Source organism: Peribacillus sp. BM1, assembly GCF_056679975.1.
Genome location: NZ_CM155259.1, coordinates 1,327,263 through 1,346,444, shown reverse-complemented (window position 1 = coordinate 1,346,444; position 19,182 = coordinate 1,327,263). Strand labels below are relative to the sequence as shown.

General features: G+C 38.1%; 15 protein-coding genes, 1 tRNA gene, 1 rRNA gene and 1 pseudogene. 5 read left to right on the top strand and 13 right to left on the bottom strand.

Annotated features, from left to right (window positions below; translation table 11 throughout):
* Window positions 1–621: 621 nt before the first annotated feature.
* Window positions 622–780, top strand: a pseudogene (locus AC1MGI_RS06630) (site-specific integrase); the annotation flags it as partial.
* Between the two features lie 587 nt (window positions 781–1,367).
* On the opposite strand, the gene AC1MGI_RS06625 reads toward AC1MGI_RS06630, so the two are convergent.
* The 4 genes from AC1MGI_RS06625 to AC1MGI_RS06610 form a co-directional block, all read right to left on the bottom strand.
* Window positions 1,368–1,937 carry an SF0329 family protein gene (locus AC1MGI_RS06625; RefSeq protein ID WP_480348992.1) on the bottom strand — a complete coding sequence of 190 codons (570 nt, stop codon included), beginning with the start codon at window positions 1,935–1,937 and terminating at the stop codon, window positions 1,368–1,370.
* Between the two features lie 898 nt (window positions 1,938–2,835).
* The gene (locus tag AC1MGI_RS06620; protein WP_480348991.1) at window positions 2,836–3,909 is read right to left on the bottom strand and encodes a M20 family metallopeptidase; all 1,074 of its coding nucleotides are present in this window, start codon (window positions 3,907–3,909) and stop codon (window positions 2,836–2,838) included.
* Between the two features lie 45 nt (window positions 3,910–3,954).
* On the bottom strand, window positions 3,955–5,010 hold the full coding sequence (locus tag AC1MGI_RS06615) for an ATP-grasp domain-containing protein (protein ID WP_480348990.1): 1,056 nt from the start codon (window positions 5,008–5,010) through the stop codon (window positions 3,955–3,957).
* 1,825 nt (window positions 5,011–6,835) lie between these two features.
* Window positions 6,836–7,729, bottom strand: a complete 894-nt coding sequence (locus AC1MGI_RS06610; protein ID WP_480348989.1) for an SDR family oxidoreductase — start codon at window positions 7,727–7,729, stop codon at window positions 6,836–6,838.
* Between the two features lie 246 nt (window positions 7,730–7,975).
* Between AC1MGI_RS06610 and AC1MGI_RS06605 the strand changes: the two genes are divergently transcribed.
* On the top strand, window positions 7,976–8,716 hold the full coding sequence (locus AC1MGI_RS06605; protein ID WP_480348988.1) for a tyrosine-type recombinase/integrase: 741 nt from the start codon (window positions 7,976–7,978) through the stop codon (window positions 8,714–8,716).
* A 107-nt stretch (window positions 8,717–8,823) separates the two neighbouring features.
* Here the strand turns inward: AC1MGI_RS06605 and groL are convergent, their stop codons facing one another.
* Window positions 8,824–10,461 (bottom strand): chaperonin GroEL, encoded by a 1,638-nt coding sequence (gene groL, locus AC1MGI_RS06600; protein ID WP_403077857.1) that lies wholly within the window; start codon window positions 10,459–10,461, stop codon window positions 8,824–8,826.
* Window positions 10,462–10,520: 59 nt separating this feature from the next.
* A complete protein-coding gene (gene groES / locus AC1MGI_RS06595; RefSeq protein ID WP_062187145.1) occupies window positions 10,521–10,805 on the bottom strand; it encodes a co-chaperone GroES in 285 nt (94 codons plus the stop codon).
* A gap of 365 nt (window positions 10,806–11,170) precedes the next feature.
* On the opposite strand from groES, the gene AC1MGI_RS06590 reads away from it, so the two are divergent.
* Both AC1MGI_RS06590 and AC1MGI_RS06585 read left to right on the top strand, forming a co-directional pair.
* Window positions 11,171–11,893 (top strand): CPBP family intramembrane glutamic endopeptidase, encoded by a 723-nt coding sequence (locus AC1MGI_RS06590; RefSeq protein WP_480348987.1) that lies wholly within the window; start codon window positions 11,171–11,173, stop codon window positions 11,891–11,893.
* Window positions 11,890–12,102 carry a YdiK family protein gene (locus AC1MGI_RS06585; protein WP_480348986.1) on the top strand — a complete coding sequence of 71 codons (213 nt, stop codon included), beginning with the start codon at window positions 11,890–11,892 and terminating at the stop codon, window positions 12,100–12,102. Before AC1MGI_RS06590 ends, AC1MGI_RS06585 begins: the two co-directional genes overlap by 4 nt.
* 50 nt (window positions 12,103–12,152) lie before the next feature.
* On the opposite strand, the gene AC1MGI_RS06580 is transcribed toward AC1MGI_RS06585, so the two are convergent.
* Window positions 12,153–12,818, bottom strand: a complete 666-nt coding sequence (locus AC1MGI_RS06580; protein WP_403077867.1) for a redox-sensing transcriptional repressor Rex — start codon at window positions 12,816–12,818, stop codon at window positions 12,153–12,155.
* Window positions 12,819–13,162: 344 nt separating this feature from the next.
* Here AC1MGI_RS06580 and AC1MGI_RS06575 point away from each other — a divergent pair, with 344 nt between their 5' ends.
* Entirely contained in the window at window positions 13,163–15,082 is a 1,920-nt protein-coding gene (locus AC1MGI_RS06575; RefSeq protein ID WP_480348985.1) for an ABC-F family ATP-binding cassette domain-containing protein, read from the top strand.
* A 522-nt stretch (window positions 15,083–15,604) separates the two neighbouring features.
* Here the strand turns inward: AC1MGI_RS06575 and tsaD are convergent.
* From tsaD to rrf, 6 genes are all read right to left on the bottom strand, one after another.
* Window positions 15,605–16,624, bottom strand: a complete 1,020-nt coding sequence (gene tsaD / locus AC1MGI_RS06570) for a tRNA (adenosine(37)-N6)-threonylcarbamoyltransferase complex transferase subunit TsaD (RefSeq protein ID WP_480348984.1) — start codon at window positions 16,622–16,624, stop codon at window positions 15,605–15,607.
* Window positions 16,621–17,073, bottom strand: coding sequence for a ribosomal protein S18-alanine N-acetyltransferase (gene rimI, locus AC1MGI_RS06565; RefSeq protein WP_480349719.1), 453 nt, complete (start codon window positions 17,071–17,073; stop codon window positions 16,621–16,623). Before rimI ends, tsaD begins: the two co-directional genes overlap by 4 nt.
* Before the next feature lie 32 nt (window positions 17,074–17,105).
* A complete protein-coding gene (gene tsaB, locus AC1MGI_RS06560) occupies window positions 17,106–17,798 on the bottom strand; it encodes a tRNA (adenosine(37)-N6)-threonylcarbamoyltransferase complex dimerization subunit type 1 TsaB (RefSeq protein WP_480348983.1) in 693 nt (230 codons plus the stop codon).
* Entirely contained in the window at window positions 17,795–18,253 is a 459-nt protein-coding gene (tsaE, locus tag AC1MGI_RS06555) for a tRNA (adenosine(37)-N6)-threonylcarbamoyltransferase complex ATPase subunit type 1 TsaE (protein WP_480348982.1), read from the bottom strand. Before tsaE ends, tsaB begins: the two co-directional genes overlap by 4 nt.
* A 620-nt stretch (window positions 18,254–18,873) precedes the next feature.
* A tRNA-Met gene (locus AC1MGI_RS06550) sits at window positions 18,874–18,947 on the bottom strand.
* Between the two features lie 77 nt (window positions 18,948–19,024).
* A 5S ribosomal RNA gene (gene rrf, locus AC1MGI_RS06545) occupies window positions 19,025–19,140 on the bottom strand.
* Window positions 19,141–19,182: the final 42 nt, after the last annotated feature.

Here is a 19,182-nt window from a genome sequence, read left to right as displayed (position 1 = left end):
TATCTTGTCTCTAACAAATTTGGTCATTTCTTCAGAGAAAGGATTTCCATTAACTTTTTAAATTAATAATGTGCTTACATGCTGGATTCTTAGTAGACTTGACCTGAATGATTATTAAACTTACTAAAGTAATCATACAAAATGGTATTTATTAGGCAAACCCGCTTAAGTCTAATTATTTACTAAGCCCTCAGCCCTATTTTAGTAAGTTGATTATTGGAGGTTATTAGAAAAAATTAATTGGAATGGAGGGAAGGAAGTGGAAGGAGTAATAATTGTTTGAACTGCAACGGACAATCACGAAGAGTTTATTGATGAACTAATCCGTACATATGGTCAAGATTCGGGGATTTAATTCAAACATACGAATATGCAATGGGTCTAGTAATCTTTATCATTTTATCAGTCTTTTTAGCTCGAATTTGAATGATTTCACTTTCAATTTCAATAAAAGATCCATTCGGAAAATTACTTATCATTGGAGGCGTAACACTTTTTGCTACTCAATTTCTATGTAGTTTGATAACCTCTTCATCTACCTTAACTTTTCGTCTGGATTTTTTCGTTTTGGGTATGACCAACTGATACTTCACTGTATTATTATTGGGATTAATATTACTTTCGCTACTTGCAAAGGCTGGTATTTCACTCGAACAAATCATGGACAGGCTTGGCCATTCAGATGATCAAATTACCAAAAATGTTTATCTCCACGTAACTCAAGAAATGAAAAAAGAAGCTTCCCAAAACTTCAGTGAACTTATGAGAAGCCTCGATTAAAATCCTCAATGTTAACATCACACTCTTATCTTAAAACCCTTATATATCAAGGGATTTAGGACACGATTACACCATGCCGCCCGTAAGGTGAAAGTGTGTCATATATTTCACGATGTGTTCCAAAAGTGCGCTATATCAACATTTGTAAAAATGTTCATTGTAACATCTTTAACGGAATTTTATCGCTTTTCATTTGGTTGCGTTAGCAAAATGTTAGCATCTATTCACATACTCCTCCTGTGTTACTTGTAGGTCACAGAGGTATTAAATGATGTAGTCTTGTTAACCTAACTAAAACTACATCTTGAGTACTGCATTTACTTTTATAAAAAGCTCTAGAGTTCTTCCTCCTGAGTTAACCACTGAATTTCCCGAGTTTATTACTCTAATTGCTAGCTCAGTAAACTCAATAACAAATGTATAAATTCTCTTGGATTGAACACGAAGGAAATCAATAAGCAATGAAAGGTTATCAGGAGATGGAAAGGGTTCCATTCTTCTGATAACCAGCTCATGGATAAAACTAAAATCTACATGGCGATAAATTTTTCGCAATAAGTGATGTTCAGGTGATGAGTTATTTATTATCATAACGTACTAAGCCGTAGTTCATAAAAATACTGCACAATTGGATGCTTTAACTTCATCTTCTCGGTCATGTTTAAAATTCGTTTTTTCCCAACCCGTCTGTCCACCAAAGCTAGAATATTCAGTAGGATATCATTACTCTCTATGCTTTCCTCTATAGAAGTGGATAAAAACTTATTAGCTGCAACGATAAAATTTGATTTACTTAATGATGACTGCGCTGACAAAAGCTCCTTTGCATATTCTGATAATTTTCTACCCCTTGCAATTACTTGTAGACGATCTTCCGGAACCATCCCCTTGGTTTCTTTTCTTACCACTTCAATTTCCTCATTGTTGATAGGAATTTGGATATCTGAATCATTCTTAATTTCCAGCTCCGTCTGATACCATCTGATTGAGGTAGTTAAATCACTCATATTCAGTACATTCTTTTTATCTACCGCAATATAACAAAGTCCTGCTTTATCAGGTAAATAACGGTAGCCGGTTGCACTGTATTCAACCCTTCCATATAATGCAGGACAGAGAAAACTCTCCAGATTTTGCTTCAATTTACTCCAGGCCATGTAATTCTCCTTAATTTTTATATTATAAATATTTATTGAGGCAGTCGTTCTATTATCCATAATACAATAACTATAAGTAATATGAACATTCGGCTTAAGACAACAATATTATATAAAAAGATATATCGAGCATATCGCATCAATATAAATCATCCCTACCACAAATAAGAGGTGACCCATCAGGGTCACCTCCTTTGATCAAATCACCAAGAATGTCTATCTCCACGTGACAAAAGAAATGAAAAAAGAAGCTTCCCAATAGTTTGCACAACTAATGAGAAGCCTCGATTATAATCCGCTATGTTAACAAAATGTTAACATTCCACTCTCATCTTACATAAAACCCTTATATATCAAGGGGCGAAGCGGCTTATTACATCATGCCGCCCGTAAGTTGAAAGTGTGTAATATCTTTAATAGTTTGTACGAATAGTGTGGTAAATCAAGGTTTTTCTATATCTGAGATGTAACATCTTTAATGTGAATTTACCGTTTTTCATTTGATTACGTTAGCAAAATGTTAGCAAATTTAGTTCTGTAACCATTACTAAGAACCTTAAATATAATTATGCTTAGAGGCTAGGACAAAACCCTATAAAAATGAATGAACCGTATGAAATCAATTTAAAAACCTTGATATCATGTGATTTTATTTTCAGGATTTTTATTAAAATTAATTAGTTATCGACTTATGTCCCAGCTTCTTTTCTTTAATCATCATTTTTTGTTTTCTCACATTATTTTGATACTCCATACCAAAATACAGTCCAAGCTTCTTCCAAGCGATTTAGAAAATCATCATAAATAAAGCTCTCCGTCATTAATTCACATAACCATTATTATATGCCTGACCCCTTTTCTAAACCCTTCAAGAGTATAATCATCGGTGAGTTTTTGGCTAATTATCATCCAAAGACAAAATAAAATCCACCAGCACATCCTGATATTCTCTCACCGAATCGACATATACCATTTCGTTCTCCCCATGCCAGTCGCTGCCAACGGGGCCAAATTCTACGGTTGAACCTCCGTACTCGATGAAAAACTGTCCATCGTTGGAACCATGCTGACCGAAGATGGTTACCTTTTCGAGCTGGGTGATTCGTTTAATTGATTCGCCCAATGCTTCTACATAAGGATTGTCTGCTTTTGTTTTGACCGGATTATTGCAAAGATGGATTGTTACGGTACCGTCTGTTATTGCCTGAATTTGATGAACGATATCCTCCGGAGACTGGTCTGGCAGATATCTGATATCCAGGAACATTTCACATAGATCGGGTACCTTATTATAGACGGTTCCTCCTTGGATCTTCGCGAGATTGATAGATGGCTGAGTAAACATTGGGGAGCTTTCTTGTGCAAAAGGAAGCTCTAAAATTTCTTCAAAGAGACTAATCGCTTTGGTTATTGCATTCGTGCCTTCCCATGGACGACTCCCATGGGCTGGTTTCCCCCGGACGGTAATGTCGAGCTGAAGCACGCCTTTAGATTGGATGGCAATCCCCATATTTGTTGGTTCACCACAAATAATAAAATCTCCCAAATAGCCTTTTTCTGTTAAATATTTGGTTCCGTTGATGCCGCCGGTCTCCTCGTCTGGAACGATTTGAAGCATGACCCTGGATGTTAAGTCCCTGTCTTTCAATTGTGCTGCTACCACCATGGAAGCAGCCACTCCTGCTTTCATATCCGCTGCACCGCGGCCATACATTTTTCCATCTTTGATATTGGGTTGGAACTGTCTTTCCTCCGCTTCAATGACATCGATATGTCCATTTAATACAATCGTATGATCACCTTGGCCTATTTCACAAACGAGCATGTGAAACCCATTATTCTCTAATTTTTTTACGGGGAGGCCTTGGTCTGTTAACCAATGTTCACAATAGACAATCGCTTCATTCGCACCTGCTTTTGTAGAGCTGTCTATTTTTATTAGTTCTTCTAATAAGGGGATTGGATCATCCATTTTATCCCTCCACCATTTTTAAAAGTTTGATCAAACATTTTACTTTCAATGTGACTCTTGAAGTGCTTGCATCACCTTTTGTTTATTTATTGAAACAACAGTGTCATGTCGTGCTAGCTCGATATCAGGTTTTTGACGCAGCCAATCCTCTTGTACCTGAATACCTGCGGTTAGTGCAATGATTGCCGCTGGAATATCCGCTCCTGCTGAATGGGTAAAAGCATAACCGCCGCCAAAGCGAGGATTGATGTCAATAACGTAATAATCGGTACCATTGAAATAGACATCAGTGTTCATATAGCCTGCATGGCCAAAGATTTTACTTAATCGCTGTGCGATTTCTGTTAATTCCGGGATATTTACCGTAATGCACCGATCGATATCTCCGCCTCTCATACCTAATTGCTTTCGAGCGAATGAAGTAAGAAAGCGGCCATTTAAATCGTTGAACATATCCAGGCTAAATTTAGTACCTTCAATCACTTCCTGAATAATGACATTGTCCTCCGGTTCTCTGGATGTGTCGCCATCCAATGGACTTTCTTTAATCTTTCGAACGGCACACTGATAGGCAAATTCCATATCCTCTAAATTATCAATAATTTCAACACCTATTGAGGCTGAACCGTTACGGGGCTTCATGATTAAAGGAAAGGATACTTCTTGTTTTTCCAATGCCTTCTTTGCATCTTCAACATTGAAGTAGGAAAGCGGAGTCTTAACGCCAGACGGATCAAGCAGCTCCCGGTACTTTCCTTTGTCCCGTACCTTTTCGACAATATTTGAATCCGGCACAAATACAGATACACCTAATTTCTCCAGTTCTTTTTTATGTGCAGATATTTGAGGCACTTCCCAATCATTCAATGGGACAAGACAGTCCACATGATGTTTCTTACACATCTCCACTATTGTTTCCATATAATTCGAATCTGTTTGCTGTGGGATTACATAGTTTTCGTCCCCTGCTTGGAGCGATGGGGCATTATATTCAGGATCGGCAGTAATTACTTTCCCTTTGATACCAGCATTTTTTAAAGCATCCTGAAAAAATCCTACAAAGTCTATTCTTCTTGCAGTTGATGTTAATAAGATATTCAATTTATTCAACTCCTCACTGTTTAAATCAGTTGCTAGAAAACAAGATACTAATATTTACCCGTAATATTAAATTTTAACCTTCCCTTCTAGTAGTAATTCTTGCAAAGAGTAAACCTGTTATTTTGGATTATCAGTTTTACAGTGCCGGGTTTCTTAGCCGTATTTCTAAATAAAACACTTTTTCTCTTAATTTTAGAAAATAATATTTATCAGGTTTTATCTTCAATTCAATTCCCTATAGGCCGATAAATTAGTTGTTTATAGGTTAATTAAGAGAGAATTTAAAGAACATATTTAATCAAATGATGACAGGGTGTTAATCATCCAATAAATGTAAGGGGAAGAAGTGTATATGCGGAGCAAGTTGAGCGTATATGATAGATATTTGAAAAGATCCCGAAACTGGGAGACGAAAGCAAAAGAAAAAAGCGGTTTTCGAACAAAAAAGTGGCTGAAGTAGACTATTGAAGAGTTGGAAGATAGAAATAGTTTATCGAACTATTTAGAAAAGGAAGAACTTAAGCACTTTCTCCTCATTGCTAACAACTTGGATTAGATCAAGATTACACTATTTTTTATGTTCTTGACATACACTGGTATACGTTCTGGGGAATTGTTTTCTTTAAAATGGGGGATATTGATTTTGAGGAAATGACGATTAGCATTTCAAACATATTACAATCCTACAAACAACTGAAAAAAATATAAGTTATTACTACCTAAAACACCAACTATCTGTAAGAATAACTGATATTGATGATACAGTGTTTAATGAAGAAATACGAAATAAAACAATCCTTGTTATATCAAGGTTTAGCGTTTTTTACTACCTAAAATGAAAATGAAATAATATCCCGTTATATATGTTTCGTGGTCAAAATGTGTTCAAAATTAAAAGGTATTTGTCATACAATAGTAGTTCCAATATGGTGGAGAAAAGTTAAAATAACAGTAGAATTACTTTGTTAAATCATAATAGATTTAGCATATGAAATAACTGTATATTAGCACATAAAAGTGATGTTATCTTTTGAAGTTCTTGATAGATAAGAAACAGAGTACCAATTATAATGCCAATTAAAAATCCCCATTCTCCTTCGAGTGCCGTACCAATAAATGTAAATAATAAAAATATTATGTAAGGATACAACTTATAAATTGCTCTTTTATTTGATTCTTTCTTCTAACCGAGCTTTAAATGTATTTGCCTCTTCTTCAATATTCTTTCTATTTTTTATAGTGTTTTTAAATTGAATTACTCCGATTGCTAACACACAAAGGCTCAAAAGAATATAAAGAATGACAAAAGTTGTTTGTTTAATCATATCCGCACTAAATAAAATTAAAAGAAAGATTGTTATTATAGTGGTGTAATTAAAAAGTTTATTGATAATTATCACCTTTCCTAAAATTCTACATAAGTCTAATTAATCATCTCATTTTTAATATTTTTTTGTGTAAAACTGGCAATTTCTCCTTGTTGTGCTAACCCGCCCTCTTCTTATTATAATGTCAGCCAGATATTTTTGGTTGACCATTTCTTACCTCCAATCAAGAGGTTCCTTAAATTATTTTGTAGGAAGAATTATTTAAGCAGGACAAATAGACCTAACTTAATTGAACACTCTACTCTTAAAAATATGCCCCCTAAAGTTGGACACAAAACACCAACTGTAGGGGGCATATCATTTATTGCGTTTTTCATTAATCTATGCTTAAGCTGTTTGTCCTCCTTTATTACGTGTTCCCGTGCCGTAATAAAGGAGGAGTCAGTGGAACATCACTGAATTTGTGGGAGGTGTTTTTGTTTGTCTCACACTTAAGATTACAAGTCTATCGGCTTGCCGCCCGTCACCCCATAAATCTGACCGGTGATATAACTTCCTTCATCGGAGGCCAGAAGAACATACACCGGCGCAAGCTCTACCGGCTGTCCCGCACGGCCGAGGGGAGTGGTTTGGCCAAACTCAGGGATTTGTCCTTCCAATTTTCCGTTATCCAACTGCAACGGCGTCCAAATTGGTCCTGGCGCGACACCATTGACACGCACACCCTTAGAAGCAAAGTACGAGGACAGGGATACCGTGAAGTTGCTTATCGCACCTTTTGTAGCGGCATAATCTATTAAAGATGAGGACGGATCGAAAGATTGAACCGATGTGGTGGTGATAATCGCACTTCCTGGTTCCAGATGTTCTTCGGCCGCTTTTACGGTCTCAAACATGCTGATGATGTTTACTTTGAAGGTGTCATGCACTTGTTTGATTGTTAAGTCACTTAGGGATGGCTGCGCGATTTGTTGCGCAGCATTCAATACCAGCGTGTCCAATCCGCCAAAAGCTTCCACTGTTTTTGTAACAATCTCTGTCGCTGTGCCATCTTCCCGCAAGTCATACGGCAGCAGTAATGCTTTTCTGCCTGCTTTTTCAATTAATCCTTTAACTTCGTTGGCATCTTCTTCTTCACCAGGGAAGAATTGGATGGAAACATTGGCGCCTTCGCGCGCATAGGCAATGGCGGTGGCACGGCCAATCCCGGAATCTCCACCGGTAATCAAGGCATTGCGTCCTTCCAGGCGATTGTATCCTTTATATGATTCTTCTCCGCAGTCAGGTTTGGGGCTCATTTCATTCTGTAGCGCTGGAGTGTTCTGTTCTTGATCCGGGAATTTTTCCGTATGAAATTTCTTACGTGGGTCGGTTAGATGTGGATTTTCCATCAAAAATCATCTCCTATCTTGTTTAATTCTTAAATGGTAAGGATAAAAAAGTTCCAAATGGCTTTTAAAATATTTTGCGGGCTTGCACTAACTACACCCTGTTACATTTTTTAAATACCCTGTGAACATTTTCTTTAAACGGCTTCAGATCTATTACCCTCTTCAAACCCACTAATTAATAAGAGCTACCGTGATTAACACCCTTCCCAAACTATACAGATATCCCCATTCCCATTAAAATAAATTTTGGTAGTATTAAAGGCAGATCCCTCTGAATTCACTTATGTTCCTAAAAACCAGAAAACAGTAGAAGAAATTGAAGAAAAAAGGGATCTGCCCAAATATCTAGAGAAGGAGGAACTTAAATACTTTCTAGACGTAGCAAAAAAAATGGGTTTAGACCAGGACTACATTATCTTTTTATTATTATCTTATACCGGAATACGCACGGGGGAGCTATGTGCTTTAAAATGGCGAGATATCAATATAAAGGAACAAACTATAAGTATTTCTAAAACATATTACAACCCAACTAATAACAGAAAAGAGTATAAGCTGCTCACACCTAAAACTAACACTTCAGTACGTATTATTGATATAGATGAAACTGTGGTCAATGAATTATTAAACCACAAAGCCATACAAAACAAAGCGATCATGAGATATAGAGACGTTTGCCATAGTGAAGACTTTGTGTTTGCTAGTATCAAAGATAAACTACCTGGTTACCCTTATTACATTAAAAAAATAGAAAATCGTATGAGAAGGTTGTTAAAGCTGGCAGGTTTAAACACTGAACTTACACCACATTCATTGCGCCATACTCATACTTCTCTATTAGCTGAGGCTGGTGTTAGCATACCTCAGATTATGGAACGTTTAGGACATAAGGACGAAGACACTACGAAGAATGTTTATTTACACGTAACAAAAGAAATGAAAAAAGAGGCTTCCCAAAAGTTCAAAGAACTAATGGAAAACCTCTAATTTAGACCCTTATTGAAGAAAATGTTACTCTTTCGTTACCCTTTGGTTATTTTCAGAGTATACAAAGGTCTAAAAACCCCACTTTTACTGGGATTCAGGGAGCATGATTACATCATGCCGCCCATTCCACCCATGCCGCCCATATCAGGCATACCCATGCCGCCAGCACCAGCAGGTTCTGGTTTGTCAGCTACTACTGCTTCTGTTGTTAAGAACATTGCAGCTACTGATCCAGCGTTTTGTAGAGCATAACGAGTTACTTTTGTAGGGTCAACGATACCAGCTTCGATCATGTTTACCCATTCGCCGTTCGCAGCATTGAAGCCTGTTCCTACTGCTTCACCTTTTAGGCGTTCTACGATAACTGATCCTTCAAGTCCAGCGTTGTGAGCGATTTGGCGTACAGGCTCTTCGATTGCACGAAGAACGATGTTGATACCAGTAGCTACGTCACCTTCAGCTTGAATTTCAGCAATTTTGCTGTATACGTTTAGAAGAGCAGTACCACCACCAGCTACGATTCCTTCTTCAACCGCTGCACGAGTAGAGTTTAATGCGTCTTCGATACGAAGTTTACGTTCTTTTAATTCTGTTTCAGTTGCAGCACCAACTTTGATCACTGCTACTCCACCAGCTAATTTAGCTAGACGCTCTTGTAATTTTTCACGGTCAAATTCAGAAGTAGTTTCTTCTAATTGAACACGGATTTGGTTTACACGAGCTTGGATTTGAGCAGAATCTCCAGCACCTTCAACGATCGTTGTGTTTTCTTTAGAAACAACCACTTTAGAAGCGCGTCCTAATGATTCGATTGTAGCCGATTTAAGATCAAGACCAACTTCTTCTGTGATCACTTCTCCGCCAGTAAGTGCAGCGATATCTTCAAGCATTGCTTTACGACGATCTCCGAATCCTGGTGCTTTAACAGCTACTGCGTTGAATGTTCCACGAAGTTTGTTCACAACAAGTGTTGCAAGTGCTTCGCCTTCAACATCTTCAGCAATCATCAATAGTGGTTTACCTTGTTGAACAACTTGTTCAAGCACAGGAAGGATTTCTTGGATATTTGTAATTTTTTTGTCAGTGATTAAGATATATGGATTTTCAAGGACAGCTTCCATTTTATCTGAATCAGTAACCATGTATGGTGATGCATAGCCACGGTCGAATTGCATACCTTCAACAACGTCAAGCTCAGTTGTGAAGCCTTTTGATTCTTCGATTGTGATTACGCCGTCGTTTCCAACACGCTCCATAGCTTCAGCGATTAATTGACCAACTTCTTCGTCAGCAGAAGAAATCGCAGCTACTTGTGCAATGCTTTCTTTGTTTTCGATTGGTTTAGAGATAGCTTTCAACTCTTCAATCGCTACGTTTACTGCTTTCTCCATTCCTTTACGGATACCCATTGGGTTAGCACCAGCTGTAACGTTTTTAAGTCCTTCGCGGATCATCGCTTGAGCAAGAACTGTAGCTGTAGTTGTACCGTCACCAGCAACATCATTTGTTTTGCTCGCTACTTCAGCAACTAATTTTGCACCCATGTTTTCAAATGCATCTTCAAGTTCGATTTCTTTCGCGATTGTTACACCGTCATTTGTGATAAGTGGTGAACCAAATTTTTTCTCAAGAACCACGTTACGTCCTTTTGGTCCTAATGTTACTTTAACTGCATTTGCAAGAGCATCTACTCCGCGTAGCATTGCACGGCGAGCGTCTTCACTGAATTTAATATCTTTAGCCATGTATAAAACCCTCCCTAATTTTTATAAAAATGGTTCGTTCGGTTATGTTTTGTATGTGTTTAGCCGATAACAGCTAAAATATCGCTTTCGCGTAAGATTAAGTATTCTGTACCATCATATTTCACTTCAGTACCAGCATATTTTGAGAAGATAATACGATCGCCTTGGGCAACCTCTAAAGCTACACGTTCACCATTTTCAAGAATACGGCCATTGCCGGCAGCCACTATTTTACCTTCTTGCGGCTTTTCTTTTGCAGTATCAGGAAGTACGATACCGCTTGCAGTTTTTTCCTCAGATTGAACTAGTTCAATAATAACGCGATCACCTAATGGTTTTAACAAGTGAAACACCCTCCTCAAATTGTGTTGATGTATGGATCCTCTTATTTATTAGCACTCACTACCATCGAGTGCTAACACAATTATTATATTAAATAAAACCTGGTTCTTTTGCAAGTAATTCTATTGTAAATTTTTCTATTCATTTTATTTGGTAGACGGGAATACTATTTCATAGCTATTTCTTATTTTAAAAACAAATGAAGGATTCGTACGTTTAATTGGAGTTATCTGCTTTTTTTTGATACCCTTTTCTTTATACGATAAGTAAAAGTATTCAGCATACGCTTCCTAATTGGGGTGTGTGGTCTTATCCTTTTTTATTTTCATAAAATGATTGTATACCCTAGTTTAAAGGAGATATCTTTTTGAAAAAAGAATTTTGGTTTGTCATCATTACATATGTCATTATGCAGCTGTCAGGTGGATTAGCTATCGATATCATTGCAATGATTGCTGTTTCTGCTGGTATGGAGTTAACAAACGAACTCAAAACGTTAATTGGTGCCTATTGGATTGTTTTCAGCTTCATTATCGCTCTGATATTTGTCCTGTTTTTCATGCGGCACGAGATGCGGCAAAAGGATATTCGAAATCAGACTACGATTCCCGTTTCGATTCTTTGGGGATTTGGCGGGGTCTTCCTTGCCATGTTTGCACAGACAGTAGCAGGACTGCTTGAGCAACAGATGGGCATTAAACAGAACTCAGAAAACACGGAGCAGATCTTAAGCCTAATCACACAATTTCCAATCGTTATGCTTGTGTCCTCTATCGTTGGACCCATCCTGGAAGAAATTATTTTCCGAAAAATCATCTTCGGTTCTCTTTATAGGCGATTAAACTTCTTCCTATCAGCACTCATTAGTTCGGTCATATTCGGTTTTGCTCATTTTGAGCCCGAGCATATTCTCTTATACTCCGCAATGGGTTTTACCTTTGCCTATCTATATATAAAGACCAAGCGAATTCTCGTCCCAATATTCGCACATGTAGCGATGAATACACTCGTCGTCATCGTGCAGTTGAATTATGACAAATACTTGGATTCTTTGGAAAAAGCGCAGTCATTTATCGGAGGGGTTTTATGAAACGTCGGTCACCTTTATCTATTGGCATTATCTATATCGCGTTAGGGGTTCTATTCACCGTATTTGCTATTCAATCAGTATCATCTAACGGTTGGGGCTTCTTTTCTTATTTTCTTGTTGGTTTAGCCACTCTTGACCTGGGTTCAGGCGTAAGAATGCTTATTCTGCATTATAAGATCAAAGCGGTACAAAAAAAGAAGAAAAAGTAATAAAATTAAAATAACACGCTGCCTGATGCAAGAATCGGACAGCGTGTTTATTATTCTTCTATACTATTTTCTTCTTCTGAATCTGTATAATTCTTCAGAAAATAAATAAGAGACTGTAATTCCACAGCAAGGTCAATATGATGAATCCGAACCGTACTCGGTACATTTAATCTCGCAGGTGTGAAATTCAATATACCGCGAATATCTGCTTGAATCAATTGATCAGTAATCGGCTGAGCAACTGATACTGGTACAGTCAATATCGCAACCGCAATATTTTCTTCTTTCAATCGTTCTGTGAGCTCATCCATATGATGGACATACACATCTTCTACCCGTTTTCCTACCTTCTCTGGATCTACATCAAATGCCATCGCAATTTTTGTATTATTATTTTTCAAAAAATTATAGTTTAGAAAAGCTGTTCCTAAATTACCAACCCCAATTAATGCAACTTGTGTTAGGTCATCTTGGTCTAAAGTTTTTTGAAAAAATGATAAGAGGTAATTCACATTATATCCGTAGCCTTTTTTACCTAAGGCTCCAAAATAAGAAAAGTCCCTGCGAATCGTAGCCGAGTCCACTTTAACCGCATCACTTAACTCTGCAGATGATACTCTTTGTTTACCAGCAGAATGTAGATTTTTTAAAAAACGATAATATAAGGGCAGCCGTTTGGCAGTTGCTTGCGGAATCTTCATTGGTTCTTGGATCATTACTTTCCCCGCTTTCCCATGTGCTATTTCTTCATTTAGTAGTCAAAACGGTCGATATCTCATGCTTTTAAGTATGCGCTCTTCATACCTTTTGGTGCTAACAGTAAAAGATGTTTCTGGTAGCGTTGCCATTTCAATGTTGTACCATCTTGTTCATTCAGGTAGTTATCATATCTTGTCGGACATTACCTAAGTGGAGTGCTCTTTTTAAATCATACACTATAATGCATTATTTGTAACAATTTTGTTTAATTTCCTTACCCGAATGCTTTTATACGAGTGCTTCTATTGCCGATAAATGCCATAATACGTTACACTATGGATAACGCAATCGAGGTGAAATCATGATTTTATTACAAATCAATCAATTATCGAAGTATTACGGAGCTGAACTTATTTTATCAAATATGAAGCTCGAAGTTCAAAATAGAGACAGAATTGCCTTAGTCGGCAGAAATGGTGCTGGCAAGTCCACGTTATTGAAAATCATAGCTGGACATCTTTCCCATGATGGCGGTGAATTGATCAAACCAAAGGGTGTGTCCATTGGGTATTTGGCACAAGATACCGGGCTTGAATCGGAGCTTTCCATCTGGGATGAAATGCTAACCGTATATGAAGGTCTTATTTCCAAAGAAAAGGAACTACGAAGACTAGAACAAATGATGTCACAACCCGAAACGTTTGAAAATGAACTCTTATATCAAAAGGTTCTTTCTGAATATGATACCTTGCAAGTACAGTTCAAGGAGCAAGGTGGTTATCAATACGAAGCCGATATTCGCTCCGTTTTGCATGGTCTTCAGTTTGCAGACTTTGATCGTTCTACATTGATTCACAGCTTGAGCGGTGGCCAAAAAACAAGACTGGCACTTGGGAAATTGCTGTTGACCAAGCCTGATATTTTGATTTTGGATGAACCGACAAACCATCTGGATATTGAAACATTATCATGGCTTGAACAATATCTCCAAAATTATCATGGTGCTGTATTAATTGTATCCCATGACCGATACTTTTTAGATAAAGTTGTGAATCAAGTATATGAAATCTCACGCAATGCTATCAAGAAGTACCATGGTAATTATAGCAATTATCTCGTGAAAAAGGCAGAGAGCTTCGAGCGTGACATGAAGCTCTTTGAAAAACAACAGGAAGAAATCGAAAAGCTACGTGATTTCGTCCAACGGAACCTTACAAGAGCTTCTACAACCAAAAGGGCTCAAAGTAGACGGAAGCAATTAGATAAAATGGATGTCATGGACCGTCCTCACGGTGACGAGAAATCCGCATCTTTCTCTTTTCAAATAGATAGGCAGAGCGGTAATGACGTCCTCTCCATTCAGGATTTAGCAATCGGCTATGAGGATACTGCTGTTTCCCAAAATATTACTATGAAGATTTCAAAGGGAGATAGCCTTGCTCTTGTTGGTCCAAATGGGGTTGGAAAATCAACTTTATTAAAAACGATTATCGGAAAAGTAGCAGCTATACAAGGTGACATTCGCTTTGGCACAAATGTTCAAGTCAGCTATTATGATCAGGAACAAGCGAATCTTGTTTCTAATAAACGTGTGCTTAATGAACTGTGGGACGAACATCCGTCTGTGCCTGAGAAAGAAATTCGGACGATACTTGGTAATTTCCTCTTTACGGGTGATGAAGTATTGAAAACAGTCTCAACCCTTAGTGGGGGCGAGAAAGCAAGATTGGCTTTGGCGAAAATGATGATGGAGAAAGGAAATCTCCTTATTTTAGATGAACCAACCAATCATCTTGACCTCGATAGCAAACTCGTACTCGAAAATGCCCTAATTGATTATCCAGGTACGATCCTGTTCGTTTCACATGACCGTTACTTTATTAATCGAATTGCCACCAAAGTCATTGAGCTTTCCAAATTCAGAAGCGAGGAATTTCTCGGTGATTATGATTATTATGTTGAAAAAAAGCAAGAACAACTAGAGATTAAAGAATATGAACGCCATCAAAACGGGACAAGCCCAGAACAAACGGCAGACAAGTCTTCCTTTAAGGTAGATAAAGAAGCAAAAAAGGCAGAACGTCAGCGTCAACGTCGCATTGAAGAAATCGAAGCAACAATGGAAAAGCTTGAAAGCGAAGTTGAACAATATAACGAGCTTCTCTGTGATCCTGATGTATTTCAAAATCACGAAAAAGTACTTACGATCCAAGCTGATCTTGATCGCGTTCAGGCACAACTTGATGTGCTTCTTGAAGAATGGGCGGAACTTGCGGAATAAGAACGAAGATGACATAACACCAAATTTGATCATCCTGTTTAGAGAATCCCAAAAGGGTCAGACCTCACATTCTATAGTCCGTTTATTGTGTCACTTACACGTCCAATAAACGATATATTAAATGTGGGTTCTGACCCCTTTCCTATGGAACAAGATACTTACAACCAAAACGGCTATATTTATTTTTTTCATTGAAAGCTCCACGATCGTTTCTTTTTCCATCCCTCTCCCCCTCATTGCCGTTTTTCCCATTCATCCACAGCCTTATCCACATTATCAACGTTATTATTCCTAGTCTCATTAGCCTTTTCCACAATATCCACAGAATAGATCATATTTATCCACAAAACCATATGGTTATACACATAATAATCGATAAGTTATCCACAGTTGATGGAATTTTCTATCTTTTTAATAAATAATGCGCTTTCTTGTGGATAATTTACCTGTTACTTCTAATTATCCACAGCCTATTCATAGAAAAAGGTGAGCTGCCTTTTACCGCTAGCTCACCATTTCCAATTAAATTGTTTCAATATCTAAACCTGGGTTTCCATTCATCGCCATGCCTGATCTTTTCCCGTTTTCAAATAAAACACTACCTGCCGCTCCAATCATTGCTGCGTTATCTGTACAGAGAGCAAGTGGTGGGATAATCAGTTCAGTATCCGTGATTGCTTCAAATGCTTCAGTAAGCGCCTTACGAAGACCCTTATTTGCAGCTACCCCGCCAGCCAAAAGGACTTGATGAACACCATACTCCTGAGTCGCCTTGACCGTTTTCTTAACTAAAACATCAATCACACTTTGCTGAAAGCTTGCCGCTAAATCTGCTGGCTCAATCGTTTCACCACGCTGTTCTGCATTATGAAGTGTATTGATTACAGCAGATTTCAAACCGCTAAAGCTAAAATCATAAGAATCTTCAAGCCACGCCCTTGGAAGCGGAACAGAAGTAGGATCCCCTTCCTGAGCCAATCGATCTATATGAGGGCCGCCCGGATAAGGCAGATGTAAGGTTCTCGCCACTTTATCATACGCTTCTCCAGCTGCGTCATCCCGCGTCTCACCGATCACCTTAAACTGGCCGGGGCTTTTAATCATTACAAGCTCTGTATGCCCCCCTGAGACTACTAGAGAGAGGGCCGGGTACTTAATTTCTTTAATCAGCCGATTTGCATAAATATGTCCCGCAATGTGATGTACACCTACTAATGGGATATTATGCGCGAATGCTACAGCCTTCGCTGCGTTTACTCCTATCAATAATGCACCAACAAGACCTGGACCTTCAGTAACGGCAATAGCATCAAGATCATCATAGGTAACATCTGCTTCCCGTAACGCTTCTTCCAATACAAGAGTAATCTGCTCTACATGATGTCTTGATGCAATTTCAGGGACAACCCCACCAAATCGCTTATGGCTTTCAATTTGTGAGGCAACGATATTACTAAGAATATCGGTCCCATTTTTAATAACGGCTGCTGCTGTTTCATCACAGCTCGTTTCTATCCCTAAGATAAGTTGATCTTTTTTCACGTTAAATTCACCCACATTACATATGCATCTTCCTGGTTGTCGGTATAATAATTTTTACGAATGCCCCCAGTTTGAAAGCCAAGCTTCTTATACAGAGACTGGGCAACCATATTGCTAACACGTACTTCAAGCGTCATCCGAATGACTCCCATACTTAACGCAACCTCAATCATCTTTCGGAGCAGTTCTTCACCAAGCTTGTGCCCGCGATAATCAGGCAAAATAGCTATATTGGTAATATGGGCTTCATCGATAACAATCCACGCGCCGCAATATCCGGCAATCTTACCTTCATCCTCAATCACCAGATACTTCGCATATTGATTATGATTCAATTCATTATAGAAAGCTTCCCTGCTCCAAGGCAACGTAAAGGACTGTCTCTCTACAATCAAAACTTGGTCGATATCTTCTATTCTCATTAATCGAAACGTCATCGTTTTACTCATCGCAACCGGTCTCTTCCATTTAGAATTTTTATCTATTTTTTCTGTTGCTCTAACCACTTGACTTCCGCCTCTGCCATCCTCACATAATTGGGGACAAACATGTGAACGTCCTCTTGTTTCTTATCTCTTCCTAAAAACGCTAACTCAGCAGGTCTTGGGTTATAGGCTTGTGCTGGAATAAAATAAGCTTGTTCACCTAATACATCTTTAAGTGTATCAACATGAATTGCAATATCTTGACCGACAAATAGTACGGGCACATTCAACTCTTTAAGCTTTTGTGCCCATTCAACTGCCAACATATTTTTATCCTCACTACAGCTCTCTAGACCACTCTCAGTAAATTGATACAACCCTGTATAAACTTGTCCACGGCGCGCATCGAATAAAGGAGATATCATCCCATTGAAATAACGGCCATTTGCTGCTAGAGCTTCTAGACTCGATATTCCAACCAAAGGAATATTTAATGTCCAAGCAAGTGTTTTAGCAATAGTAACGCCTATCCTAACCCCAGTATATGAGCCAGGTCCTTTTGCTACGACAATTTTCTCCAATTCAGCTGGTTTTGTATCACAATCTCTTAAAAGTGACTCAATGGCTGGCATTACGCGCAAAGAATGATTTTTCTTTAAATTTGTAACGTATTCCCCAACCACTTGGTCTCCATCAGTCAAAGCTATTCCTAATGTAAAATTCGATGTATCAATCGCTAATACCTTCATAAAATAATCTCCTTACACAACTCAACATACCGAGTTCCAGATGGCTGCAATACAATTCGCCTTTTTGAATCACCCAGTCTAAAAATCTGAATCGTTAATATTTCTTCCGGAAGTTGGTCTTGAATTAAATGGGCCCATTCAACAACAGTCACTCCCTCACCTTCGAAATACTCGTCAAAACCAAGGTCCTCTTCTTCTTCACTCACTCGATATACATCCATATGATATAACGGTAAGCGGCCCATATATTCTTTTATAATCGTAAATGTAGGGCTATTCACATTCCGCTTAACACCTAAGCCTTTTGCAAGCCCTTTGGTGAAAGCTGTTTTACCCGCACCAAGGTCACCCTCCAAAGCCAATACATCTCCAGCATTAAGTTTCTCCGCCAAACTACTAGCAAAATCTACCGTCTCTAATTCACTCCTAGAAACCCACTCAAACTTCTGTTCCATCTATATTATCACCTCAAAAAAACCAAACAGCTAAACGCAAGCTGGTTCATTATCCTATAAGTAGTTTACCTTTTTTCAAAACAAGACACAAACAAGAAAAGCACAAGAATGCACGAGGAGCTTTTTACCAAGATCACACTTCCTCAAAAATTAGAAATTAATTCCTCTTATCTCATTTTGGAAATTTCTGAATCTCAATGAACTAAACTGCTTTTGGCACATTTTGATGTACTGTGAAAACCCATATTTCACTCAAGCACTTTTCAGTTATCCACAAAGTGAAATGAGTAGTTCTTAATTTCCACTTTTCACTCTGTGGATAATTAAAAAAATAAGTTTATTCAAGCTAAGTATCCACAATATGTGTCTCTCGTGATTAACTGATAAGAGTTAACGTAGGTAAGTTTCACCAAAATATGTACTTAATGAAACTAACACATACTGCGCCTAGTCTTTTTTATAGTGTAAAAAAAATCCTGATTAGTTATACACATGTTAATAATTCTTGCAAATTAGCCACTAAAGTTGAATACAGACAGACGAATTGAGTAAGATTATCCACAATTCCCATCCATTTAGACAATAAAAAAAGCGAAACCTAGGTTTCGCTTTTTTTATGATTGCGGGGACAGGATTTGAACCTGCGACCTTCGGGTTATGAGCCCGACGAGCTACCGAACTGCTCCACCCCGCGACGATATAAGTTATTACTTAATAATAATAGTATATCCTTTATTTAAGAAATTATACATTAATTATTATTAAATTTAAGCTTGGCGGCGTCCTACTCTCACAGGGGGAGACCCCCAACTACCATCGGCGCTAAAGAGCTTAACTTCCGTGTTCGGAATGGGAACGGGTGTGACCTCTTTGCTATCGCCACCAAACATTTTCAATAAGACATTTATTATTATAACGCCTTTTTTGAA